The 21,308-nt window shown below is 58.4% G+C and carries 24 protein-coding genes; 16 read left to right on the forward strand and 8 right to left on the reverse strand.

Going from position 1 to position 21,308, the window contains the following annotated elements; genetic code table 11:
- Positions 1 to 45 precede the first annotated feature (45 nt).
- Positions 46 to 225: a DUF5363 family protein gene (locus AB5Y85_RS08785; protein WP_081250401.1), complete on the forward strand. Its 180-nt coding sequence runs from the start codon at positions 46 to 48 to the stop codon at positions 223 to 225.
- Here AB5Y85_RS08785 and AB5Y85_RS08790 read toward each other — a convergent pair.
- Positions 194 to 805: a type II secretion system protein gene (locus AB5Y85_RS08790; protein WP_042084377.1), complete on the reverse strand. Its 612-nt coding sequence runs from the start codon at positions 803 to 805 to the stop codon at positions 194 to 196. The genes AB5Y85_RS08785 and AB5Y85_RS08790 overlap by 32 nt on opposite strands.
- Positions 806 to 846: 41 nt before the next feature.
- Here AB5Y85_RS08790 and AB5Y85_RS08795 point away from each other — a divergent pair, with 41 nt between their 5' ends.
- The 7 genes from AB5Y85_RS08795 to deoD all read left to right on the forward strand — a co-directional run bounded on the left by AB5Y85_RS08795 (position 847) and on the right by deoD (position 8,067).
- The gene (locus tag AB5Y85_RS08795; RefSeq protein ID WP_101531103.1) at positions 847 to 1,620 is read left to right on the forward strand and encodes a TatD family hydrolase; all 774 of its coding nucleotides are present in this window, start codon (positions 847 to 849) and stop codon (positions 1,618 to 1,620) included.
- Between the two features lie 222 nt (positions 1,621 to 1,842).
- A complete protein-coding gene (locus AB5Y85_RS08800) occupies positions 1,843 to 3,117 on the forward strand; it encodes a NupC/NupG family nucleoside CNT transporter (protein WP_019445565.1) in 1,275 nt (424 codons plus the stop codon).
- Between the two features lie 125 nt (positions 3,118 to 3,242).
- Positions 3,243 to 3,413 (forward strand): XapX domain-containing protein, encoded by a 171-nt coding sequence (locus tag AB5Y85_RS08805; protein WP_005340467.1) that lies wholly within the window; start codon positions 3,243 to 3,245, stop codon positions 3,411 to 3,413.
- Positions 3,414 to 3,837: 424 nt separating this feature from the next.
- Positions 3,838 to 4,611 (forward strand): deoxyribose-phosphate aldolase, encoded by a 774-nt coding sequence (gene deoC / locus AB5Y85_RS08810; RefSeq protein ID WP_040067479.1) that lies wholly within the window; start codon positions 3,838 to 3,840, stop codon positions 4,609 to 4,611.
- A 109-nt stretch (positions 4,612 to 4,720) separates the two neighbouring features.
- Positions 4,721 to 6,052, forward strand: coding sequence for a thymidine phosphorylase (gene deoA, locus AB5Y85_RS08815; protein ID WP_005358033.1), 1,332 nt, complete (start codon positions 4,721 to 4,723; stop codon positions 6,050 to 6,052).
- Between the two features lie 14 nt (positions 6,053 to 6,066).
- The gene (locus AB5Y85_RS08820) at positions 6,067 to 7,275 is read left to right on the forward strand and encodes a phosphopentomutase (protein WP_257686776.1); all 1,209 of its coding nucleotides are present in this window, start codon (positions 6,067 to 6,069) and stop codon (positions 7,273 to 7,275) included.
- 75 nt (positions 7,276 to 7,350) lie between these two features.
- On the forward strand, positions 7,351 to 8,067 hold the full coding sequence (deoD, locus tag AB5Y85_RS08825; RefSeq protein ID WP_005340471.1) for a purine-nucleoside phosphorylase: 717 nt from the start codon (positions 7,351 to 7,353) through the stop codon (positions 8,065 to 8,067).
- A gap of 67 nt (positions 8,068 to 8,134) precedes the next feature.
- Here the strand turns inward: deoD and AB5Y85_RS08830 are convergent, their stop codons facing one another.
- Positions 8,135 to 8,755 carry a YtjB family periplasmic protein gene (locus AB5Y85_RS08830; protein WP_101531105.1) on the reverse strand — a complete coding sequence of 207 codons (621 nt, stop codon included), beginning with the start codon at positions 8,753 to 8,755 and terminating at the stop codon, positions 8,135 to 8,137.
- A 119-nt stretch (positions 8,756 to 8,874) separates the two neighbouring features.
- On the opposite strand from AB5Y85_RS08830, the gene serB reads away from it, so the two are divergent.
- Positions 8,875 to 9,885: a phosphoserine phosphatase SerB gene (serB, locus tag AB5Y85_RS08835; RefSeq protein WP_257686777.1), complete on the forward strand. Its 1,011-nt coding sequence runs from the start codon at positions 8,875 to 8,877 to the stop codon at positions 9,883 to 9,885.
- A 28-nt stretch (positions 9,886 to 9,913) separates the two neighbouring features.
- On the forward strand, positions 9,914 to 10,819 hold the full coding sequence (locus AB5Y85_RS08840; protein ID WP_101531107.1) for an alpha/beta fold hydrolase: 906 nt from the start codon (positions 9,914 to 9,916) through the stop codon (positions 10,817 to 10,819).
- Between the two features lie 54 nt (positions 10,820 to 10,873).
- Here AB5Y85_RS08840 and AB5Y85_RS08845 read toward each other — a convergent pair whose 3' ends face one another.
- Entirely contained in the window at positions 10,874 to 13,252 is a 2,379-nt protein-coding gene (locus AB5Y85_RS08845; protein WP_064337329.1) for a PilZ domain-containing protein, read from the reverse strand.
- Between the two features lie 100 nt (positions 13,253 to 13,352).
- Here AB5Y85_RS08845 and radA point away from each other — a divergent pair, with 100 nt between their 5' ends.
- A complete protein-coding gene (gene radA, locus AB5Y85_RS08850; protein ID WP_005340481.1) occupies positions 13,353 to 14,720 on the forward strand; it encodes a DNA repair protein RadA in 1,368 nt (455 codons plus the stop codon).
- Positions 14,721 to 14,801: 81 nt separating this feature from the next.
- On the opposite strand, the gene AB5Y85_RS08855 is transcribed toward radA, so the two are convergent.
- Both AB5Y85_RS08855 and AB5Y85_RS08860 read right to left on the reverse strand, forming a co-directional pair.
- Entirely contained in the window at positions 14,802 to 15,182 is a 381-nt protein-coding gene (locus AB5Y85_RS08855) for a PilZ domain-containing protein (RefSeq protein WP_236288320.1), read from the reverse strand.
- Positions 15,183 to 15,282: 100 nt separating this feature from the next.
- Entirely contained in the window at positions 15,283 to 15,765 is a 483-nt protein-coding gene (locus AB5Y85_RS08860) for an Rsd/AlgQ family anti-sigma factor (RefSeq protein ID WP_005340483.1), read from the reverse strand.
- Between the two features lie 337 nt (positions 15,766 to 16,102).
- Between AB5Y85_RS08860 and hupA the strand changes: the two genes are divergently transcribed.
- Positions 16,103 to 16,375 (forward strand): nucleoid-associated protein HU-alpha, encoded by a 273-nt coding sequence (hupA, locus tag AB5Y85_RS08865; protein ID WP_005340484.1) that lies wholly within the window; start codon positions 16,103 to 16,105, stop codon positions 16,373 to 16,375.
- Positions 16,376 to 16,508: 133 nt separating this feature from the next.
- On the opposite strand, the gene AB5Y85_RS08870 is transcribed toward hupA, so the two are convergent.
- The 3 genes from AB5Y85_RS08870 to AB5Y85_RS08880 all read right to left on the reverse strand — a co-directional run bounded on the left by AB5Y85_RS08870 (position 16,509) and on the right by AB5Y85_RS08880 (position 19,306).
- The gene (locus AB5Y85_RS08870) at positions 16,509 to 16,952 is read right to left on the reverse strand and encodes a PACE efflux transporter (protein ID WP_005358045.1); all 444 of its coding nucleotides are present in this window, start codon (positions 16,950 to 16,952) and stop codon (positions 16,509 to 16,511) included.
- 163 nt (positions 16,953 to 17,115) lie between these two features.
- Complete coding sequence (locus AB5Y85_RS08875) at positions 17,116 to 17,973, reverse strand: hypothetical protein (RefSeq protein ID WP_257686778.1); 858 nt, start codon at positions 17,971 to 17,973, stop codon at positions 17,116 to 17,118.
- Between the two features lie 109 nt (positions 17,974 to 18,082).
- Positions 18,083 to 19,306 (reverse strand): Nramp family divalent metal transporter, encoded by a 1,224-nt coding sequence (locus tag AB5Y85_RS08880; RefSeq protein ID WP_257686779.1) that lies wholly within the window; start codon positions 19,304 to 19,306, stop codon positions 18,083 to 18,085.
- A gap of 237 nt (positions 19,307 to 19,543) precedes the next feature.
- On the opposite strand from AB5Y85_RS08880, the gene rpsF reads away from it, so the two are divergent.
- The 4 genes from rpsF to AB5Y85_RS08900 form a co-directional block, all read left to right on the forward strand.
- Positions 19,544 to 19,930: a 30S ribosomal protein S6 gene (gene rpsF / locus AB5Y85_RS08885; protein WP_005308887.1), complete on the forward strand. Its 387-nt coding sequence runs from the start codon at positions 19,544 to 19,546 to the stop codon at positions 19,928 to 19,930.
- 30 nt (positions 19,931 to 19,960) lie between these two features.
- Complete coding sequence (rpsR, locus tag AB5Y85_RS08890) at positions 19,961 to 20,191, forward strand: 30S ribosomal protein S18 (protein WP_005308890.1); 231 nt, start codon at positions 19,961 to 19,963, stop codon at positions 20,189 to 20,191.
- Between the two features lie 52 nt (positions 20,192 to 20,243).
- Positions 20,244 to 20,690: a 50S ribosomal protein L9 gene (gene rplI / locus AB5Y85_RS08895; protein ID WP_005340490.1), complete on the forward strand. Its 447-nt coding sequence runs from the start codon at positions 20,244 to 20,246 to the stop codon at positions 20,688 to 20,690.
- A 101-nt stretch (positions 20,691 to 20,791) separates the two neighbouring features.
- Positions 20,792 to 21,308 (forward strand): ferredoxin--NADP reductase (locus AB5Y85_RS08900; RefSeq protein WP_368221334.1); only part of this gene is annotated, 517 nt, incomplete at its 3' end.

Below are 21,308 nucleotides of genomic sequence, written 5' to 3' on the forward strand. Positions count from 1 at the left end.
GATTAGGATGGTTTTTGACCTGAACCTGTTGGCGGAGGTGTGACGATGAAGGGGATATTGCTGCGTTGGCTGGCCCGTTACGATGCATGGTGTGAGGAGTGGGGGCTCACTCAGGAGAACCGGCGCTGCTGCACGCCGGTTCGTTATGATGATGATTCAAGCAAAGAGAGAGCTTGCGCAGAAGAGGCTGAGCTCAATCAAAATTGCGGGTCACGGCGCCGGTAACGCTGTTGTACTCGAAGCCGAGGCCGTTTTCATACTCTGAACCTGTCTGGAAGCGACCCATTGAGTCGCGCAGGATATAGCGGCAGTTATCGTGGCGTAGTCCATTTTCAACTTGGCCCGGGACTCTGATTATTTTTGAATAATAATGTCCCTTGCCATCTTTTTGTCTTGAGGACGTTTGGTCTGTATCGAGTAGCCCTGCGAATAGCAGATCGCAATCCTCTTCGCTGTTGACAGAAATTTCCTCACTATTGCCGCCGTGGAAGATGGTATCAACCCCTTGGCCCCCTTCTTCCGTCCCCACCGGCCAACCATAATGGTTGATATCCAGATCTTTGTTACCCATCCCGCTGAAGTTATACAGCGCGAGGTCTTGCCCCTGTACTTTCACCGCCCAGCCAGCATGAGCCAGCTGAACTGCACTGGCAAAGCTGCCTGCGGTCGCCGAGACCGTGCTTTTCAGGGCATCATCCTTGATATTGATAAAGCGGGGCAGGGCGGTGACGGCCAGGATCCCCAGCACTATGATCACCAGCACCAGTTCAATCAGGGTAAAGCCGTTGTTTCTGTTGTTCATCATGTTCAATGACCCATTAAATACCGCAAACAGGTGTGAGTGATATGCAGCTGATAGATACCCATTGCCATCTCGACTTTCCGGTGTTCGACCAGGACAGGGAGGCACTGCTGGCCCGTTGCCGGGCACTAGGGGTGACGGAGTATATCATTCCTGCCATCGCAGAGGATAACTGGACTCGTGTGATGGCACTGGCAGAGCAACATGACGGCCTCTTTTATGGTCTGGGCATTCATCCCTGGTATGCCGGTGAACAGCGGGAGGGGGTGATGGAGCGGCTGCGAACGCTGGTAATGAGCCAGCCTGCCGGGCTGGTGGCCATAGGCGAGTGTGGGCTGGATCTCCGTTCTCACGTGCCGCAGGAGGGGCAGCTTGCGCTGTTTGAGGCTCAGATCCGGCTGGCTGCAGATGCCGGGCTCCCCCTTATGATCCACTCGGTGCGCGCCAATGACACTGTGGCCAAGCTGTTGCGCCGCTTCAAGCCGCCTCGTGGCGGGGTGATCCATGCTTTCAGCGGTTCGTTGCAGCAGGCGGAGGCTTTCTGGCAACTGGGCTTTCGACTCGGGGTGGGCGGGGTAATCAGTTTTGAGCGGGCGAACAAGACGCGAGAGGTATTTCGGGCTATGCCGCTCGAGGCCCTGGTGCTGGAAACCGATTCGCCCGATATGCCGTTGCAAGGCGCACAAGGCACCCGGAATACCCCGGAAGCGCTGCCGAAAATAGCGGAAATATTGATGACCTTGCGGGAGGAATCATCGGCAGATGTTGCCAAGGTGTTATTTGAAACTGCCCGGCATATTTTCCATCACGACCAATAGCCACGAAACAAATTCGCAACACCTGATTTAGTTGTCAGGAAAAAAAATGAGCGTAAAAATCGTTTGCTGTCTAATTTTGTGACACTTGGACATTTTGATAACGATAAAATGTGACCAGCATTCTATTTTATCGGACTTTAATTAGTATAATGCGCTCCCCTTGATTAGTTGGGTTTAATAACAACTCACTAACAAGCTAGGTGCTACTAGAGGAAGATAATAATGAATTTGTTCATGGGTCTGGTAGGGATGGCGACGCTCGTCCTTATCGCGGTGCTGTTCTCCAGCAATCGCAAGGCAATCAACGTGCGTACCGTTGTCGGTGCGTTCGCAATTCAAGCCGGTCTGGGGGCGTTTGTTCTCTATGTTCCGGTTGGTCGCGATATCCTGGTCGGCGTGTCCGACGCGGTATCCAGCGTGATCAGCTACGGCCAGAACGGGATCGACTTCCTGTTTGGCGGTCTGGTCAGCAACAAGATGTTTGAAGTGTTCGGTGGCGGCGGCTTTGTCTTTGCCTTCCGTGTTCTGCCGGTCATCATCTTCTTCTCTTCCCTGATTGCAGTGCTCTATTACCTGGGTATCATGCAGATGGTCATCAAGTTGCTGGGCGGCGGTCTGCAGAAAGTACTGGGTACTTCCCGCACCGAATCCCTCTCTGCAACCGCCAACATCTTCGTCGGTCAGACCGAAGCGCCGCTGGTGGTTCGTCCTTACATCTCCAAGATGACTGACTCCGAGCTGTTCGCCGTCATGTGTGGTGGTCTGGCTTCCGTTGCCGGTTCCGTACTGGCCGGTTATGCCTCCATGGGCGTGAAGATGGAGTACCTGATTGCTGCCTCCTTCATGGCTGCACCGGGTGGTCTGCTGTTCGCCAAGCTGCTGGTTCCCGAGACCGAGACCCCGAACTACGACGAAAGCTCTGCCGATGCCGAGCTGGATGACAAGCCTGCCAACGTCATTGACGCTGCAGCTGCTGGCGCTTCTGCCGGTATGCAACTGGCCCTGAACGTCGGCGCCATGCTGCTGGCCTTCATCGGTCTGATCGCCATGATCAACGGCATCTTCTCCGGTGTGGGTGGCTGGTTCGGTTATCCGCAACTCTCTCTGGAACTGCTGCTGGGCTGGATCTTCTCCCCGCTGGCCTTCCTGATCGGTGTGCCTTGGAATGAAGCAGTGGTTGCCGGTTCCTTCATCGGTCAGAAGCTGGTAGTGAACGAGTTCGTGGCTTACCTGAACTTCGCTCCGTACCTGAAAGACGAAGTGCTGATCAACGGTGTGGCCATGTCCGATCACACCAAGGCGATCATCTCCTTCGCGCTGTGTGGTTTTGCCAACCTCTCCTCTGTTGCCATCCTGCTGGGTGGTCTGGGGTCCATGGCGCCTAACCGCCGCGGCACCATTGCACGCTTTGGTCTGAAAGCCGTACTGGCTGGCTCTCTGTCCAACCTGATGTCTGCCACTATCGCAGGCTTCTTCCTGGCACTGTCCGGCATGTAATCGCCGTCTGACTGACAGGGTATAAACACGAACGCCACGGCATCTGCCGTGGCGTTCGCGTATGGAGCGGTGACAACCGTTTTCCTATCTAAACTAATAATAAAATGAGTCAAATCGGAGGTTATATGAATGAAGTGCTACTGGCGATGGTGGCCGGCTTTATAGTTGGTTTGTTGTTTTCTTTCCTCAAATTGCCGATCCCGGCGCCTCCCGTTTTGTCCGGGGTAATGGGGATCGTCGGGGTCTATCTGGGGGGATTGGCCTACTCCTGGATCCTGACCCGTTTCTTTTCGTAAGGCTTTTTTAGACCTGGATTTGCCAGATGTGAGGTACCTCTGAAATTGGCAAATCCGGCTTGCAAACAGGGGGTATCTCGGCTGAAATAGGCGTTGCCAGCAGGGTGCTGGCAATGACTAATACTCGATGAAATCGGGTGTTGGCGGTCAAATGGAATTGATTGGGAAGTCGGGTCAGATGTTGTCGGCCTTTCTCAAGTCTTCATGGAACCAAGTCCGCACTTTTGTAAGAAAGTGACAGGGCTCTTGCCTTATTTACAGTCGCAGTGCCTGCAGGGTGTTTTGAATAGCATCCCGATAGTGCCGGTGCCTTCGCACTGTAATTCCATTCCCGTATAGCTGGGGATTACTGCCTGTGCATCCATCGCTGGATGGTATGGTGGTGCCCGGTTATCTGGATTAAATCGAGACTTTGGAGAACAGAATGACTGATCTGAAAGTGGCCGCTCAGCGCGCCCTGAACCTGATGGACCTGACCACCCTGAACGATGACGACACCGATCAGAAGGTGATCGACCTGTGCCATAAGGCCAAGTCACCGGCTGGCCTGACCGCCGCTGTCTGCATCTACCCCCGTTTTATCCCTATCGCTCGCAAGACCCTGCGTGAGATCGGCGCTGCCGACGTACGCATTGCGACCGTGACCAACTTCCCGCACGGCAACGACGACATCGAGATCGCCGTGGCCGAAACCCGTGCCGCTGTCGCCTACGGTGCTGATGAAGTGGACGTGGTGTTCCCGTACCGCGCCTTCATGGTCGGTAATGAACAGATCGGTTTTGATCTGGTCAAAGCCTGTAAAGAGGCCTGTGGTGCCAACGTGCTGCTGAAAGTGATCATCGAAACTGGTGAACTTAAAGAAGAGGCGCTGATCCGTCGCGCTTCCGAGATCTGTATCGATGCCGGTGCCGACTTCATCAAGACCTCCACCGGCAAGGTGCCGGTCAATGCGACCCCAGAAGCGGCGCGGATCATGATGGAAGTGATCAAGGCCAAGAATCCGAAAGTCGGCTTCAAGCCAGCGGGTGGCGTGAAAGACGCAGCCGTTGCCGGTCAGTACCTGGCCATGGCCGAAGAGATCCTCGGCAACGACTGGGTATCCGCCCGTACCTTCCGCTTTGGTGCATCCAGCCTGCTGGCCAGTCTGCTGGCCACTCTGGGGCATGGCGACAAGCCGGCCAACACCAGCGGTTACTAATAGGTTGATGAGAGGGCGGACTGCTGTCCGCCCTGTTAGCCCCCACCATGCGGTGTGCGGGCAAGGATTCAGGCTTGTGTAACGCCAGCAATGGCGGAGGGAATGAAAGATGTTTTTGCCTCAAGAAATTATTCGCAAGAAGCGCAACGGTGAAGCGCTCAGTACCCAAGAAATTCAATTCTTCGTTCAGGGCATTACCAACAACACCATCGGCGAAGGGCAGATCGCCGCGCTGGCGATGGCGGTCTACTTCAAAGACATGACCATGGATGAGCGGGTTGCCCTGACCTGCGCCATGCGCGACTCCGGCATGGTGCTGACCTGGGATCACCTCAATCTGGGTGGCCCGATTGTCGACAAGCACTCCACCGGTGGTGTGGGTGATGTGGTCTCTCTGATGCTTGGCCCGATGGTCGCTGCCTGTGGCGGTTTCGTGCCGATGATCTCCGGCCGTGGCCTGGGCCACACCGGCGGTACCCTCGACAAGCTGGACGCCATTCCCGGCTACCAGACCTCGGTCGACAACGACCGTTTCCTGAAAGTGGTGAAAGAGGCGGGTGTCGCCATCATCGGCCAGACCGGCGATCTGGCCCCGGCTGACAAGCGTATCTATGCAGTACGTGACATTACTGCAACCGTTGAATCCATCGCCATGATCACCGGCTCCATCCTCTCCAAGAAGCTCGCCTCCGGGCTCGAAGCGCTGGTGATGGATGTGAAAGTGGGCTCCGGCGCCTTTATGCCGACCTTCGAAGCCTCCGAAGAGCTGGCCAAGAGCATTGTGGCCGTGGCCAACGGTGCCGGTTGCCGCACCTCTGCGCTCTTGACCGATATGAACCAGGTGCTGGCCTCCAGCGCCGGTAACGCGGTGGAAGTACGTGAAGCGGTGCGTTACCTGACCGGTGAATACCGCAACCCGCGGATCCACGAAGTGACCATGGCGCTGTGCGCCGAGATGCTGATCTCCGCCGGTCTGGCCAGCGACGAGCGCGATGCCCGCACCAAGCTGCAGGCGGTGCTGGATAACGGCAAGGCGGCCGAGATCTTCGGTCGCATGGTGACAGGTCTCGGTGGCCCGGCCGATTTTATGGAGCGTTATGACGCTTACCTGCCCAAGGCTGCCATCGTGCGCCCGGTCTTCGCGGCCAACAGCGGTTTTGTGACCGCCATGGATACCCGCGAACTGGGTCTGGCTGTGGTCGCCATGGGCGGTGGTCGGCGCGCTGCCGGTGACAAACTTGATTATGCGGTCGGTCTGACCGACTTTATCCGCCTGGGTCAAAGCGTCGATGCTGACAAGCCGATCGCGATGATCCACGCTCAGACTGAAGAGCAATATGCTCAGGCTGCCAGCATGGTGCAGGCGGCTGTCCGGATTGGTGGCGAGCGGCCGGAGGCACTGCCTGAAGTGTACCGCCGTATCACCCTGGCCGATTTGTAACAAGGGGAAGACCCATGAAACGTACCTTTATTCTGATGATGGACTCTTTCGGTATTGGCGCTGCTGCCGACGCCGACAAGTTCGGAGATGTGGGCGCCAACACCCTTGGCCATATCGCCAAGGCGTGTGCGGCAGGTGAAATTGAAGGCCGTGGCGCCCTCAATCTGCCCAACCTCAACAAGCTGGGTCTGGGCCACGCTTGCGAGCAGGCTTCCGGCTACTTCCCGGAAGGGCTGAAAAAAGATATCGAGGTGGTCGGTGCCTACGGCTTTGCGCAGGAGCTCTCCTCCGGCAAGGACACCCCGTCCGGTCACTGGGAGATCGCCGGCGTGCCCGTGCTGTTCGAGTGGGGCTACTTCAAGGATCACCACAACAGCTTCCCGCAGGAGCTGCTGGACGCCATCGTCGAGAAGGCTGGTCTGCCTGGCTATCTGGGCAACTGCCACGCCTCCGGTACCCAGGTGCTGGATGATCTGGGCGAAGAGCACATGAAGACCGGCAAGCCGATCCTCTACACCTCTGCCGACTCCGTGTTCCAGATTGCCTGCCACGAAGAGACCTACGGCCTCGAGAAGCTCTATGAGCTGTGCCACATCGTGCGCGAGCTGCTGGAGCCTTACAACATCGGCCGCGTGATTGCGCGTCCGTTCGTGGGCTCTGGCAAGGGCAACTTCAAGCGTACCGGCAACCGTCACGACTACTCAGTGCTGCCGCCGGCGCCGACCGTGCTGGATTACATGAAAGATGCGGGCGGTCAGGTGGTCTCCATCGGCAAGATCGCCGACATCTATGCCCAGCAGGGCATCACCAAGCAGGTGAAAGGGACCGGTCTGACCGAGTTGTGGGATCGCACGCTGGAAGAGGTGAAAGCGGCCGGTGACAACGCCATCGTCTTCACCAACTTCGTCGACTTCGACTCCTCCTACGGCCACCGCCGTGATGTTGCCGGTTATGCCGGTGCGCTGGAGTATTTCGATTCCCGCCTGCCGGAGCTGTTTGAGCTGCTGCAAGATGGCGACGTAGTGGTGCTGACTGCCGACCACGGCTGCGACCCGACCTGGGGTGGCACCGACCACACCCGCGAATACATTCCGGTGCTGTTCTTCGGCAAGCCGGTCAAGGCCGGCTCCGTCGGTCGTCGCGAGACCTTTGCCGATATCGGCCAGAGCATCGCGGCTTATCACGGCCTGCCGAAACTGGCGTACGGTACCAGCTTCCTGTAATTTACCCGCCCGCCACTTCGGCGGCGGGCAATTTATAAAACAATAAAACTCAACCTGTGTGAAGGAATCAAGAGAATGGCAACTCCTCATATCAATGCGAAAGATGGCGCCTTTGCTGATACCGTGCTGATGCCGGGCGACCCCCTGCGCGCCAAGTACATCGCTGAAACTTTCCTGGAGAACGTTGAGCAGATCTGCGACGTGCGCAACATGTTCGGCTTCACCGGTACCTACAAGGGCCGTCGTATCTCCGTCATGGGTCACGGCATGGGTATCCCGTCCTGCTCCATCTACGCAAAAGAGCTGATCACCGATTACGGTGTGAAGACCCTGATCCGCGTGGGCTCCTGTGGCGCCGTGCGTGAAGACGTGAAACTGCGTGACGTGGTGATCGGTATGGGTGCCTGCACCGATTCCAAAGTAAACCGTCTGCGCTTCAAAGATCACGACTTCGCTGCCATCGCCGACTTCGACCTGGTTGCCAATGCCGTACAGGCCGCTAAGAACAAGGGCGTTGCCGTGCGCGTCGGTAACATCTTCTCCGCCGACCTGTTCTACACTCCGGACCCCTCCATGTTCGACGTCATGGAAAAATACGGCATCCTGGGTGTCGAGATGGAAGCCGCCGGTATCTACGGCGTGGCCGCAGAGTACGGTGCCAAGGCACTGACCATCTGCACCGTCTCCGACCATATCCGTACCGGTGAGCAGACCACCTCTGAAGAGCGTCAGCTGACCTTCAACGACATGATCGAAATCGCACTGGATTCCGTCCTGCTGGGCGACAAGTAATTCCTTTGCGAATAAGAAACGGCGGCCTTCTGGCCGCCGTTTTTGTATTTGCTCTCTGGTTGCGCCATCAGTTTTCCGGTGGCGGCGCGGGGGGCGTACTCTTTTTCTTGTGCTTGCGCACCCGCATGTAGTTGCGGCGCACGCCGTAGGAGATGAGCACCCCGGCCAGCAGGGCGACCAGCAGCATCAGCCGCTGTTTCTCCTGCACTACCTTGAGCCGGGTGTCCTTGTCTGCCAGCATCTGCTGCTCTTCCAGGGTGATTCGCAGGAAGCCGATGGTCTGCTCGCCATCCCGGATCTCCTGTACGAACTGGATCCGCCCCTTGCCCTGCTCCGGCAGTGACTTGTTATCGCTGCCGATGGGCAGCAGGCTCTCCAGCGGCACAGCCTGCTCAGACTGGGCGAGGGGAATGCCGCGTCCGTCGTAGAGGGTGGCATCGAGGATCTCCGGCTCCGCCGCCAGATCCCGCGCCAGCCGCTCCAGCTCGCTGCTCTTCTCCTCCTTGAGCCAGCGCTTCATGTCGCGGGAGGCATAGGCGACCAGCGCCTGTGCCCGGTTGCGCGCTTCGCTGTGCAGCGAGGCCTGGCTTTCACCCTGCATATGAATGAGCACACCGAGCACCCAGCATCCGAGCAGGATACCGGCACCCAGGCTGAGAACACGTTTGATGGGAAGATGACGCTGCAAGCGTGTGACCTCTGGTAACAAGGAGTGGCGGGATCTTGGCGCTTGCCTGTACAAAAAGCAATACGCTACTCTGGGCCAGCACTGTTAACCCCCTGATCACCAAGGAAGGCGTATCCCTTATGTTGTTGTCCCGGCTCCCCCCTCTGTTATCCGATTGGCCCGCGTTGTTGTCCGGCTCACCCTGTTGGCAGCTCAGCGCAGATGCGTTGCACCCGACAGAGACTCCGCAGGCTGGCGGCTGGTTGGTGCTGTTTGGCAAGGGACTGGGCGCCTCCCATCTGGCGCGTCTGTCGCCACTGTTGGCAGCACAGGAGTTGGCGGCCACCCTCTATCCTCCCACCGAGGTGGCGGGTGTGCCTTTGCTGCTGCTTGGCTGCGATCGCTTCTCTGCCGATTTGGTGGCCGAGCTCAAGAGCGGTGAGTGGGAGATTGATCTCTGCCATCTGCCCGCGCTACCGACCCTGAATGAGCCCGGCCTGCTGGTGATGGACATGGACTCCACCGCGATCCGCATCGAGTGCATCGACGAGATTGCCCGGCTTGCCGGGGTCGGCGAGCAGGTGGCGGCAGTGACGGCCGCAGCCATGCAGGGCAAGCTCGAGTTTTCCGACAGCCTGCGCAATCGGGTGGCCCTTCTGGCAGGGGCGCCGGTCACCATTCTCGACGAGGTGGCGGCATGGATGCCCTGGATGCCGGGCTTGCAGCTGATGGTCGATACCCTCAAAGGGGCGGGTTGGAAGGTGGCCATCGCCTCCGGCGGTTTTACCCGTTTTGCTGGCCAGTTGCAGCGCGATCTGGGGCTCGATGCCATCTTCGCCAACGAGCTGGCGGTGGAAGGGGAGCAACTGACGGGCAAGGTGAGCGGGCGCATCGTCGATGCCAGCGTCAAGGCAGAGGTGTTGCAGCAGCTTGCTCAGGAGTACGGCATTGCTGCTGCCCAGACCGTGGCCATCGGCGATGGTGCCAACGATCTCAAGATGATGGGGGTCGCTGGCCTTGGCATCGCCATTCACGCCAAACCACTGGTGCGGGCGCAGGCGGCGGCCACCCTCAATCATCACGATCTGGAGGGGGTGATTTGCCTGCTGGCGGCGCGGGCCTGCAGCGAGCAACGCTGGGACAAGCGCTGACAGTGTTTCAAGGAGGAAACCAATAAAAATGGAATTGTTGCAGCAGTCTCTGTTTATCCCCTGTGGTGGCCATCAATTGCATGTGCGCCACATCAAACCCCGGGTCGCCGTGCATGGAGAGCCGATCCTGATGGTGCATGGCGCCATCGAGAACGGGCGGATCTTCTATACCGAATCGGGCAAGGGGCTGGCCTGCTTTCTGGCCCGTCACGGCTATCAGGTCTATGTGGCTGATTTGCGGGGGCGGGGGCTCAGCACTCCTGCCATCGCCGAGCAGGCAGAGCACGGTCAGCATGAGCTGATCACCGAGGATCTGCCCGCCCTGCAGCGCTGGATTGCCGAGCGCCATCATGGCTTCAAGGTGCATTGGGTGGCCCACTCCTGGGGCGGTGTCATCATGGCCTCGACCCTGGTGCGCTTCCCTGAGCTGGCGGATCAGGTGGCCAGCCTGCTGTTTTTTGGCACCAAGCGCGGAGTGTCGGTGCACAATCCCGAGCGCTGGCTGAAGGTAGATCTGATCTGGAATCGGCTGGCCCCCTGGCTGGCTCGCCGCCGTGGTTTTCTGGCGGCTCGCAATCTGAAGATCGGTGCTGACGACGAGCCGCTGCGCTATCTGCAGGAGACCATCCCCTGGGTCAAGTGCGGCCCCTGGCAGGATCCTCACGACGGTTTTGCCTATGACGAGGCGGCGGCACGGGTCAACTGGCCACCGCTCTGGATGATTTCGGCCAAAGCGGACAAGGTGCTGGGTCACCCGACCGATGTGCGCCGTTTCAGCGACGAGATGGGTTCGGCAACCCGTCACACCCGATTGGGGCGGGACAACGGCAACCGCCTCGATTATGACCACATCAATATGCTGACCGCTCCGCAGGCGCAGGAGGATCACTTCCCCCTGATCCTCGACTGGCTGCTCAACCCGCAGGCGGCATGACAAAAAACAGGGCGCCTCGAGCGCCCTGTTTCATTTCTGTCTGTTTCCGGATCTTCAGTTCAGCGGTGGCGTGATGCCAAAGCGGAACAGGGTGGCCTGGGTGGTATCGGTCAGTTCGCCCACCCCCACCACGCTCCACAGCTCCTCTTCCAGCTTGCGTGCCTTGTGGATGGCGAACTTGGCGATGTAGTCCAGCTCGTTGGCGATGAAGTTGGTGTCGGGCCGTCCGGTACGGGAGATGCCGACCAGCACCGAGTAGAACTCCCCCTGTTGCTGCGCCAGCTCGATGAACTGACGCTTCTCTTTGACATTGGCAAAGCTGCTGGCCAGCCGGCTGCTGAAGATGGGCAGGCCAGCCTTGGTCTGGATGCTGGCGATATAGACCTCGTCTTCTCTCGGTTTATCCTCCCGCTCGATGGCTCGCAGCGGGTTCATCAGCAGCTCCTTGAGCAGCTCCCCCTGAAACAGCGGGTAGAGGTTCTCCTGCTCCGGCAGCTCGGCACAGGCTTGCAGCAGGCGCTGCAGACTGCGCGGTTGCAGCGACTTGCCAATGGAGGCCGGTTTGGGCGCGCCTTTCAGCTTGTTGACGTAGACCGGTGAGTTGAACAGGTGGTGGGTATAGATGTTGCGCAGTGCCCGCGCCAGCCCACGATAGCGGCGCTGCTCCTGCGCCGCCTTGAGCTTGTTCTGGTTGCTCTCGATCAGCAGGCTGAAGAACTGGCGGCCGGTATGGCGATCCGAATCCCCTTCGATGCAGAGGTGCAGCACGGTGCGGGTCATGTTGAGGCTGACCAGCCGGTAGGAGAGGCGCTGCAGATCCATGCTCTTGGAAAGCTCCTGCAAGCGGGGCAGGGCGATGGTCACCACATCGTTCTTCTCGCCGATAAAGGCATCTTCCAGCTCGATTTGCAGGCCGTGAGTCGAGATGTCGCGGGTCCAGCCGATCCAGGATTTGCCGTTGTGATGGATGGCGACCGCGGTCTTGTGGATGTAGCGCGACTCCTTACGAAGCTGAACATAGTGCAGGGTCTCGATCTCGAAGGGGGCAACCCCCTGTTCGTGACCAAAGCGTTGCAGCTCGTTGGCGTTGTTGCTGACCCCTTCCTGATGGAACTCTTCCCGCTGTGACTCCAGGCCGATCTCCTGCAGCAGGCCGCAATAGCCGATCTGTTTGAGCCGCTCGAGCAGCAGGATATCTTGCAACTGCGGGTTGTCCTGCCCCTGCAGTTGTCCCACATCCGCCTCGACCAGATCGCACGCCTCCAGCGTGAACTTGTAGACTCGCCAGCTGGGGCGGCGTGAGCCCACCTGGAAGAAGAGGGCGGTGAGGCCACTCTGACGCAGCTCCTCGGCGGTGGCGGAGAAGAAGTAGATGTGGCTGCGCACCGTGTGGGTAAAGCAGTAGATGATGGTCTCGGTGGTGGTGCCGGGGGCCGGGCAGAGCCGTTTCATCCGCTCCGCGCTGAAAAGCCCCGCCAGGGCATCGCGGTTTTTCTCATCGCGCCAATACTCCAGCAGGTGCTGGTTGTTTTCCGTGCGCAGGGCAATCTCGAGATTGGGGCTGTCGCCGGTGCCGAAGAAGAGCGGCATGCCGGTCATCCGCGGCAGGTAGAACTGCTCATACCCCTTGATGATGGCAGCGGAGAGCAGGTAGTCGACGCTGACCCGATAACGGATCTTGTTGGCATCGATAAAGTCGCTGAGGAAGGCATCGAAGGCGGGCTGTTCGCCGGAGCGCACCAGCCGCAGCCAGTATTTCCCCTCTTTGCTCTCTTCACCGAGGATCTGATAGCCGACCGGCTGATGCAGCACAGGATTGGGGGTGTCCCGCTCCAGTCCGGTAAAGAAGACCTCCACCTGGGCGCCGGTGTGATAGCTCGGCAGATAGGGAACCGAGACCCGCATGCCACCCAGCGAGAGATCTGAACTCTTAGCGAACAGCTTCTCCCCGTCCTGAAACTTGATCAGCACCGGCGAGCTGAAGTGCATCCGCTCCTGACGGCGGCCGTAGTAGCTGGCAAAGGCGATGGTGTTGACATCATATTGCCGGAAGGGGCTGGCCGGGGGAGACAGCTGACCATCCACGCGGGCGTTGTGGTGCTGCTTTTGCCACTGTTGCAGTGCCTCGTAGACACCGAGGGTATAGATATCGCGGTAGAGATAGCACTGGGACTGGAACAAGGCTATCGCATCGGCGGGCATGAAGTGAGTGATGCCGTCGAACTCATGCACCAGGCACTCATCCTCCAGCTCATCGCGCATGTCGATGACCCTGCGGCAGGGGGAGCACTTGCGCTTGAGCTCCATCTTGATCAGAAAACGGCTGTTGCTGTTTTCCTCCTGGGTCATGCGGTTGAAGATCTCCTCGAAATCTTTCTCCCGCAGCAAGGGGACGAGTTGTTCAATCAGATGTTGCTGGTGTTCTGAATCCATTTGTTCCTGCCACGGAAAGTCATTTTTCCGATTCTGGGTTTGATCTGTCGGTCGCAAACAAGTATATCAAGCAGGAATTCATCCTGTCCCCGAGTTATCAATGGCCAAAAATAAAACTGCTTATGTTTGTTCCGAATGTGGTGCCGACTTCACACGCTGGCAAGGTCAATGCAGCGAGTGCAAGGAGTGGAATACCATCACCGAGGTGCGCCTCGGCTCGGTGAGCCCCGCTGGCAAGAGTGCCCGTTACACCGGTTATGCCGGCGCGGTCGGCAGTCAGGTACAGACACTGGCAGAGATTGCCACTACCGAAATTCCCCGTTTTACCTCAGGTTTCAAGGAGCTGGATCGGGTGCTTGGTGGTGGTGTGGTGCCCGGCTCGGCCATTCTGATCGGCGGTAACCCGGGGGCGGGCAAGTCGACCTTGCTGCTGCAAACCATGTGTGGTCTTGCAGAGCGGATGAAAACCCTCTATGTCACCGGTGAGGAGTCGCTCCAGCAGGTGGCGATGCGGGCCAACCGCCTTGGGCTGCCCACCGACAAGCTGCGGATGCTTTCCGAGACCAGCGTCGAGCAGATCTGCCTGATTGCCCAGCAGGAGCAGCCGCAGATCATGGTGATTGACTCCATTCAGGTGATGCATGTGGCGGATGTGCAATCGTCCCCCGGTTCTGTCTCACAGGTGCGCGAAGCGGCGGCGCTGCTGACCCGCTATGCCAAGCAGAATCATGTGGCCATCTTCATGGTGGGTCATGTGACCAAGGATGGCAGTCTGGCGGGCCCCAAGGTGCTGGAGCACTGCATCGACTGCTCTGTGCTGCTTGATGGTGGCCATGACTCCCGTTTTCGGACTCTGCGCTCTCACAAGAACCGCTTCGGTGCGGTCAACGAGCTGGGGGTCTTTGCAATGACCGAACAGGGGATGCGCGAGGTGAGCAATCCCTCCGCCATCTTCCTCAGCCGAGGGCAGGAGCAGGCGCCCGGTTCCATCGTCATGGTGATCTGGGAGGGCACCCGACCGCTGCTGGTGGAGTTGCAGGCGCTGGTGGACTACTCCCAGCTATCCAACCCGCGCAGGGTGGCGGTGGGGATGGATCACAACAGGCTCGCCATGTTGCTGGCGGTGCTGCACCGTCACGGCGGGTTGCAGATGGCGGATCAGGATGTCTTCATCAACGTGGTCGGCGGGGTCAAGGTCGAGGAGACCAGTGCGGACTTGGCGCTGCTGTTGGCGATGGTCTCCAGCTTCCGGGATCAGGCGCTGCCCAAGGATCTGGTGGTGTTCGGCGAAGTGGGTCTTTCTGGTGAAATTCGCCCGGTGCCGTCCGGCCAGGAGCGGCTGCAGGAGGCGGCCAAGCACGGTTTTCGTCGTGCCATTGTGCCGCACGCCAATGCCCCCAAGCATCCCATCGAAGGGATGGAAGTGGTGCCGGTCAAGAAGCTGTCTGAGGCACTCGAGGCGCTGTAATCCCTCAGCATTGCAATCGATACAACAGCACAACGGAAAAAGAGCGCCTCGGCGCTCTTTTTTATGGGCTGGAACCTGCCATCAGGGCTGGCTGTGTTCCAGATGCTCGCTCAGCAGTTGTTCCAGCTCGCGGTGGAGCAGCTCTTCGTCGCCGACGTTAAGCTCGATCATCCGCTTGAGGTGGGTGGCACTGTCGATATCGATGTGGTGGCAGTAGAAACCCAGCTTCTTGCTGGCTTCGTGGGTCAGCTCGACCTGCATTTTGATCTCGATATCGCTACCGCTCAGGATAAAGCTGAGCTGGTACTCCTTGTTGTCACGGCTCTCCCAGTCGTCGGGGCGGATCAGCAGGGCTCCCTGCAAGGAGACGTCGACAAGCTGGGTCTGCCACTGCTGTTCCCCCTGGGTGAGTTCTGCCATGGTCAAGTAGAGGATCCGTGCAAAACGGCGGCGCTCAGACATGCTCATCTCCTGTATGCAATAAGTGTGGACGCTAGGGTCATTGCTCTGAGTGTAATCCACCTTGGTTGCCAGTATCTTGAACTTGCTCCGAAAATGGCATTCAGGCTTGCTGGGTACTCAAGGATTCCACTACATGAAGTGCCTTGACCAGGCGATCTTCCTGTTTGAACCGCTCTTCCAGAACCGGACCCAACTCATTGAGATCATCATCCAGTAGCAGCAATTGGGCCTCGTCGGCATCACTGTATTTGTCGTTGAACTCGAGGGCGAATTCGGTGCTGGTACGAATATGGGGATAGATGCGTTTGGCCAGCTCCAGTGTTTCGCCGCTGGCTTGCTCGAAGGCGGTGACGACGTGGTGGTAGATCTCGAAATGGCCCGCACTGACATAGTCGACCAGGCGGTCGCAAAACTGATGCAGCTCTTCTGTTTTGGGCAGGCTGCGTTGCTTGGTCCGCGCCGGAGTGAGGCCTGCCAGCTGCATGTATCCGACCAGCAACGCTTGCCTTGCATCCAGCCAGTCGTCGATAGCCTTATGCTTGCCTGCCAGCGCCTGCTTGGTCTGTTCCAGTTTCGTCAACATAATCCCTATCCCTCCGTGGGGCAAAGGCTGGCCGATTGTTCGGTATTCCGAGCCGTTTGAGCAGTGACACAACCTATAACTAGGGAAAATCTGGGCAAGCGTCAATAGCCATGGGGGGATAATGTTAAGTGGCGAAGAAATAGTCAGTGGATTGTGTCTGCGTGCTAGCAGGTTTCAGGCCTGCTCACGGTTTTTCGCGTGTGGAATGTGACTATTTCCGCAGATCTTGATGAAAACCCCAGCGTTTGACGCGTTCGGCTCGATAAAGGCTTTGCCTGTGCGTTTTTTTTTGCATAGAGTGACCCAGCGCTAAATGCCCGATCATAAAGGAAATGTTATGAACAAAGCTCAACTTGTCGATGCGATTGCCGCCAAAGCAGATCTGAGCAAAGCTCAGGCCAAAGTGGCTCTGGAAGAGATCATCAATGGTATTACCCAGAGCTTGAAAGAAGGCGATGCTGTGCAACTGGTCGGTTTTGGCACCTTCAAGGTCACCCACCGCGCAGGCCGCACCGGTCGTAACCCGCAAACTGGTAAAGAGATCCAGATTGCTGCTGCCAACGTGCCTTCATTCGTGGCTGGCAAGGCTCTGAAAGACGCCGTCAAGTAAGTCCGAAAGTCTGTTTTGTCCAATGCCAGTCAGCTCGCTGACTGGCATTGTTTTTATGGGATTCTCCCATCCTTCCTATTAGTCCTTCCTGACTTTTCCTTCTGTCGGCCACTTTCGGTTTGCGGCTGAGGCCTTATGCCGTCTGCGGGTTGGATGGCAGCGGCCAGATCCGCTCATAGGCCCAGGTAAAGACCATGATGTAGACGAGGTAGAAGGCGACGAAACCGAGATCCAGCATCAGGGCGTCCCACACTCCCAAATCGAGCCAGAACATGACGCAGGGGAGGGAGAGCATCATAAAGCTCGCTTCATAGCCAAACGCGTGCAGGAAGCGGTCCAGTGGTCGCTTGTTGGTGCGCCCGCACAGTTTGAGCAACCCCTTGTCGAACAACAGGTTCCAGCCATAGGTCCAGGCGGTGGCGACGATGGAGAAGAAGATGGCCAGCGAACCGACCTCGGCGACGCCCTGACCGAACAGCTGGCTGATCAGCGGTGCGACCAGTGCCAGCCCGATGCCTTCGTAGAGAACCAGATAACGAAGTCGATCAGGGGTGGTGCGAAGTTGGGTACTACTCATGGGTGATGTGCCTCCTGTGGGAGGCGCATTCTAATCAGGGAGTGGTTAAAAGAGAAGCATCGGCCCGTCATGATGGGCGTTGAGGGGCATGATGATGCGCCCTCTTTGCGATACGTCTCTATTGCCAACTTGGGCGTTAGCCCTGAGTGGTCAAGTCTGCGACTCAGGCGCCGGTTGGCGTGACCCGGGTCAGCATGGCAAAGCCCTCTTCCACTTGAGTGAGCTCTACCTTGACCTCTCCCAACTCGGCGAGCGAGGCGACATGGGTGCCACCACAGGGAATGGTCACCTCCTGGCCTTCCAGCATGCAGTGCCAGTAACGAGAATCGATGATCGCCTCGCCAGCGCGGCTACGGCGGATCTCGCCTCCGGCTGCGATCCAGTCGGCCAGTTGCTGGTTGACCTTCTCTTCAATCACCGCCAGATCTGCCAGCAGCGCCTCGCTGTTGACCCCTTTCTTGCGCAGGCTCTTGCCGATGCGGTACTGCTCCCGCGATCCACAAGGCTCGACCCGAGAGCTTTGAATAGCCAGGCGGTCGAAGTCGGGCTGGCCCAGTGCATCGCGCTCGCTTACCTCCTTGCGCCAGTAGGGGATGAGTACCCTGTTGAGGGCTAGTGCCGCCAGATGGCAGCCACTATGGCCCTGACTCAACGCGTGGCGGGCAGCGCTATCCACTTGCAATTCGACCTGGCTGCCAACGGCTAGCGCGTGGTCTCCGGTCAGCGGGTGGACCACCACGAAACGCCATCCCTCTGCGCCCCGCTTGACCGGAATGGCAGTATCGACGAACAGCTCGCCATCCGGGCTGATGGCCCCCATTCGGCAAGGGCCAATGGTGGCTTCGCCCCCTTCCCAGCGAACATGGCCCACATCCCCCGGCTGATCGGGCCAGAGATGGCTCTGGGGATGAAAGGGGGTGAGGTCGGTGACCAGCAGCGTGGTGTCACCGCGCTGGCAGCAGACCACGCTGGCCTGCTCCTGATGATGGCCCAGCACGAAGCTGGATCGAGTATGTTCCATGGCAAGGCTCCCGCAACGAGAAATGAGAAGAGAAAGCGGCAGCATACGCCAAAGTGCGAAGGGGCTCATTAACCAGCGTTAATGAGCCCCTCTGTTGCTTGACGGTTTGCTAGATCATGGCAACCAGCAGGTAGGCGTTGAGGCCGATCACCAGCGCGACGATAAGGCGGCCTACCGCCTGGGTGACGGGGTGGTTGCGATGTTCCCCCATCAGCGCCCGATCGCCGGTCAGCATCAACAGCGGAATGAGGGCCAGTGCGATACCAAAGCTCAGGACCACCTGACTCAGCACCAGAATGTCGGTGGTGTTGAGCCCCATGGCGATCACCACGAAGGCGGGAGCCATGGTGATTGCGCGACGCAGCCAGAGTGGGATGGTAAAGCGGACAAAGCCCTGCATCACCACTTGCCCGGCCAGGGTGCCCACCACAGTAGAGCTGATGCCGGAGGCGACCAGAGAGAGGCCAAACAGGGTGGCAGCCGCCTGACCCAGTAGTGGAGTGAGGGTCTGGTAGGCGGATTCCAGCTCCGCCACCTGCTGGTGGCCCGAGCTGTGGAACGCTGCAGCCGCCATCGCCATCATCGCCAGATTGACGAAGCCGGCGATAGTCATGGCAATCGCCACATCGACCCGGGTGGTGTGCAGCCGCTGGCTGACTGAACCCTGATCCTGCGTGTGCTGGGTCAGTGCCGAGTGCAGGTAGATAACGTGGGGCATCACGGTAGCACCGAGCACACCGGCGGCCAGATAGACGGCATCGCTGTTGGGCAGACCGGGGAATAGGGCGCCCTCCAGCAGGCTGGGTAGATGGGGGCGGGAGAAGATCAGCTCGACGATGTAGGCCGCCGCGACAAACAGCAGCAGGCCACCGACCACGAACTCCAGCGGTTTCTGACCACGGGATTGCAGCATCAGGATCCCCCAGGTCACCACGGCGGTGATGCAGGCTCCTTCAAGCAAGGTCACGCCAAGCAGCAGCTTGAAGCCGACTGCGGCGCCGATAAATTCGGCGAGATCGGTGGCCATGGCGATGATCTCTGCCTGCACCCAGTAGGCCCAGACCGCCGGTTTTGGCAGTCGGTCTCGGATGTGCTCCGCCAGATTCTTGCCGGTGACGATACCGAGTTTGGCCGAGAGGGTTTGCACCAGCATGGCCATCAAGTTTGCCCATACCACTACCCAGAGCAGTTGGTAGCCAAAGGTAGAGCCCGCCTGAATATTGGTGGCGAAGTTGCCCGGGTCGATATAGCCGATGGCGGCGATAAAGGCAGGCCCGAGCAGGGTCAGTTTGAATTTGCGGGCTGGAATCGTAGTCGTCAGTGCGGGTTGCATGGCATCACCCTCCATAAGGATATGGAGAGAGAATAGATCTAAGTGATAATCATTATCAATTGTTGTTTCTGATGATTTCCATCGGGAAAAACATTTAAGGCAGTCAGTTGCAGTGAGGGATGTGATTTCGTACAATACGCCGCCCTAGAAAAGCAGCGACTAAACACCTTTATGTTCCTTGCCTCCGAGGTCTGGCTGCACCTGGGCGGAGGCTGAATTAATCCGTAAGGAGCTAAAATGCGTCATTACGAAATCGTCTTCATGGTTCATCCGGACCAGAGCGAGCAAGTTCCCGGCATGATCGAGCGTTACACCGGCGCCATCACCACCTCCGGTGGTACCATTCATCGCCTGGAAGATTGGGGCCGTCGTCAGCTGGCTTACCCGATCGACAAACTGCACAAAGCCCACTACGTTCTGATGAACGTAGAAGCAGAGCAAGCCGTTATCGATGAGCTGGAAACCAACTTCCGCTTCAACGATGCCGTTATCCGCAACATGATCATGCGCACCAAGCACGCCGTGACTGAAGTTTCTCCGATGGCCAAGGCCAAAGAAGAGCGCTTCACCCGTCGTGACGACGAGCGCCGCGAAGAAGCTACTGAAGCTGCTTCCGAAGAGTAATTCTGGATCACTGACTAGAGGATAAAGGCCATGGCACGTTATTTCCGTCGTCGTAAGTTCTGCCGCTTCACCGCCGAGAACGTTACCGAGATCGACTACAAAGATATCGTTACTCTGAAAAACTACATCACTGAATCTGGCAAGATCGTACCGAGCCGTATCACCGGTACCCGCGCCAAGTATCAGCGTCAGCTGGCACGCGCCATCAAGCGTGCTCGTTACCTGGCTCTGCTGCCGTACACCGATCTGCACAACAAGTAAGAATCGGCCCGGCACTTAAGCCTAACTCAACGAAATTTATAGAGGAAAGGTAATGCAAGTTATCCTGCTCGACAAAATCGCCAAACTGGGCGGTCTGGGTGACCAAGTTTCCGTGAAATCTGGTTATGCCCGTAACTACCTGATCCCGCAAGGCAAAGCTGTTATGGCCACCAAGGCCAACATCGAAGCTTTCGGTGCTCGTCGCGCTGAGCTGGAAGCCAAACTGGCTGCCAACAAAGCTGCTGCTGAAGAGCGTGCTGCCAAGCTGGCCGAACTGGCTACCGTGGTTATCGCTTCCAAGTCTGGCGACGAAGGCAAGCTGTTCGGTTCCATCGGTACCCGTGACGTGGCTGAAGCCATCACTGCTGCTGGCGTAGCCGTTGCCAAGAGCGAAGTCCGCATGGGCAACGTTCTGCGTAACACCGGTGACTACGAAGTTGCTGTTCAGCTGCACGCTGACGTTAAAGCAACCGTACAGATCCAGGTTGTTGCCCTGTAATAGCGATTCGCTTTTGCAGAGAAAACCCGCGCTTTTGCGCGGGTTTTTTATTTTCCGGCCCGAGGGTAGAGTGAAGGTCTGTTCCACTGGAGGAGATCCTTATGGCTTGGGTAGAAGGCCGCGTCATCGAACGCATCGAATGGACACCCACCCTGTTCTCCCTGCGGGTAGCGGCCGAGCTGGCCCCCTACAAGGCAGGCCAATTCACCAAGCTGGCCCTCGAGCAGGGCGATCGCCGCATTCAGCGCGCCTACTCCTTCGTCAATCCCCCTTCTGCGCCATACCACGAGTTCTATCTGGTCGAGATCCCGAGCGGTGAGCTGACTCCCTCGCTCGGCTCGCTGCAAGCGGGCGATACATTGCTGGTGCAATCCCAGGCCACCGGCTTTCTGACGCTGGATGAGGTGCCCGCCGGGCGCGATCTCTGGCTGCTTTCGACCGGTACTGCCATCGGCCCCTTCCTCTCCATGCTGGCCGATGGGGAAGCCTTCAACCGTTTCGAGAATCTGGTGCTGGTGCACGGGGTGCGCAAAGGCGAAGAGCTGAGCTATCAGGATTTGATCGCCAGCTTTGCCGAGCAATATGGCGCGCGTTTCCGCTATGTCCCCTTTGTCAGCC

The organism is Aeromonas sp. R3-1 (assembly GCF_040908345.1).
Classification (GTDB): Bacteria; Pseudomonadota; Gammaproteobacteria; order Enterobacterales; family Aeromonadaceae; genus Aeromonas; species Aeromonas veronii.

Excerpts from the sequence above, each read along its gene's own strand:
- AB5Y85_RS08800 (WP_019445565.1), top strand. The coding sequence starts at position 1,843 with ATGAATTTGTTCATGGGTCTGGTAGGGATGGCGACGCTCGTCCTTATC.
- AB5Y85_RS08795 (WP_101531103.1), top strand. The coding sequence starts at position 847 with ATGCAGCTGATAGATACCCATTGCCATCTCGACTTTCCGGTGTTCGAC.
- AB5Y85_RS08805 (WP_005340467.1), top strand. The coding sequence starts at position 3,243 with ATGAATGAAGTGCTACTGGCGATGGTGGCCGGCTTTATAGTTGGTTTG.
- radA (WP_005340481.1), top strand. The coding sequence starts at position 13,353 with ATGGCCAAAAATAAAACTGCTTATGTTTGTTCCGAATGTGGTGCCGAC.
- AB5Y85_RS08840 (WP_101531107.1), top strand. The coding sequence starts at position 9,914 with ATGGAATTGTTGCAGCAGTCTCTGTTTATCCCCTGTGGTGGCCATCAA.
- AB5Y85_RS08875 (WP_257686778.1), bottom strand. The coding sequence starts at position 17,973 with ATGGAACATACTCGATCCAGCTTCGTGCTGGGCCATCATCAGGAGCAG.
- AB5Y85_RS08785 (WP_081250401.1), top strand. The coding sequence starts at position 46 with ATGAAGGGGATATTGCTGCGTTGGCTGGCCCGTTACGATGCATGGTGT.
- AB5Y85_RS08880 (WP_257686779.1), bottom strand. The coding sequence starts at position 19,306 with ATGCAACCCGCACTGACGACTACGATTCCAGCCCGCAAATTCAAACTG.
- AB5Y85_RS08860 (WP_005340483.1), bottom strand. The coding sequence starts at position 15,765 with ATGTTGACGAAACTGGAACAGACCAAGCAGGCGCTGGCAGGCAAGCAT.
- AB5Y85_RS08855 (WP_236288320.1), bottom strand. The coding sequence starts at position 15,182 with ATGTCTGAGCGCCGCCGTTTTGCACGGATCCTCTACTTGACCATGGCA.
- AB5Y85_RS08845 (WP_064337329.1), bottom strand. The coding sequence starts at position 13,252 with ATGGATTCAGAACACCAGCAACATCTGATTGAACAACTCGTCCCCTTG.
- AB5Y85_RS08870 (WP_005358045.1), bottom strand. The coding sequence starts at position 16,952 with ATGAGTAGTACCCAACTTCGCACCACCCCTGATCGACTTCGTTATCTG.
- AB5Y85_RS08790 (WP_042084377.1), bottom strand. The coding sequence starts at position 805 with ATGATGAACAACAGAAACAACGGCTTTACCCTGATTGAACTGGTGCTG.
- serB (WP_257686777.1), top strand. The coding sequence starts at position 8,875 with ATGTTGTTGTCCCGGCTCCCCCCTCTGTTATCCGATTGGCCCGCGTTG.
- rpsF (WP_005308887.1), top strand. The coding sequence starts at position 19,544 with ATGCGTCATTACGAAATCGTCTTCATGGTTCATCCGGACCAGAGCGAG.
- deoC (WP_040067479.1), top strand. The coding sequence starts at position 3,838 with ATGACTGATCTGAAAGTGGCCGCTCAGCGCGCCCTGAACCTGATGGAC.
- rpsR (WP_005308890.1), top strand. The coding sequence starts at position 19,961 with ATGGCACGTTATTTCCGTCGTCGTAAGTTCTGCCGCTTCACCGCCGAG.
- deoA (WP_005358033.1), top strand. The coding sequence starts at position 4,721 with ATGTTTTTGCCTCAAGAAATTATTCGCAAGAAGCGCAACGGTGAAGCG.
- AB5Y85_RS08820 (WP_257686776.1), top strand. The coding sequence starts at position 6,067 with ATGAAACGTACCTTTATTCTGATGATGGACTCTTTCGGTATTGGCGCT.
- hupA (WP_005340484.1), top strand. The coding sequence starts at position 16,103 with ATGAACAAAGCTCAACTTGTCGATGCGATTGCCGCCAAAGCAGATCTG.
- rplI (WP_005340490.1), top strand. The coding sequence starts at position 20,244 with ATGCAAGTTATCCTGCTCGACAAAATCGCCAAACTGGGCGGTCTGGGT.
- deoD (WP_005340471.1), top strand. The coding sequence starts at position 7,351 with ATGGCAACTCCTCATATCAATGCGAAAGATGGCGCCTTTGCTGATACC.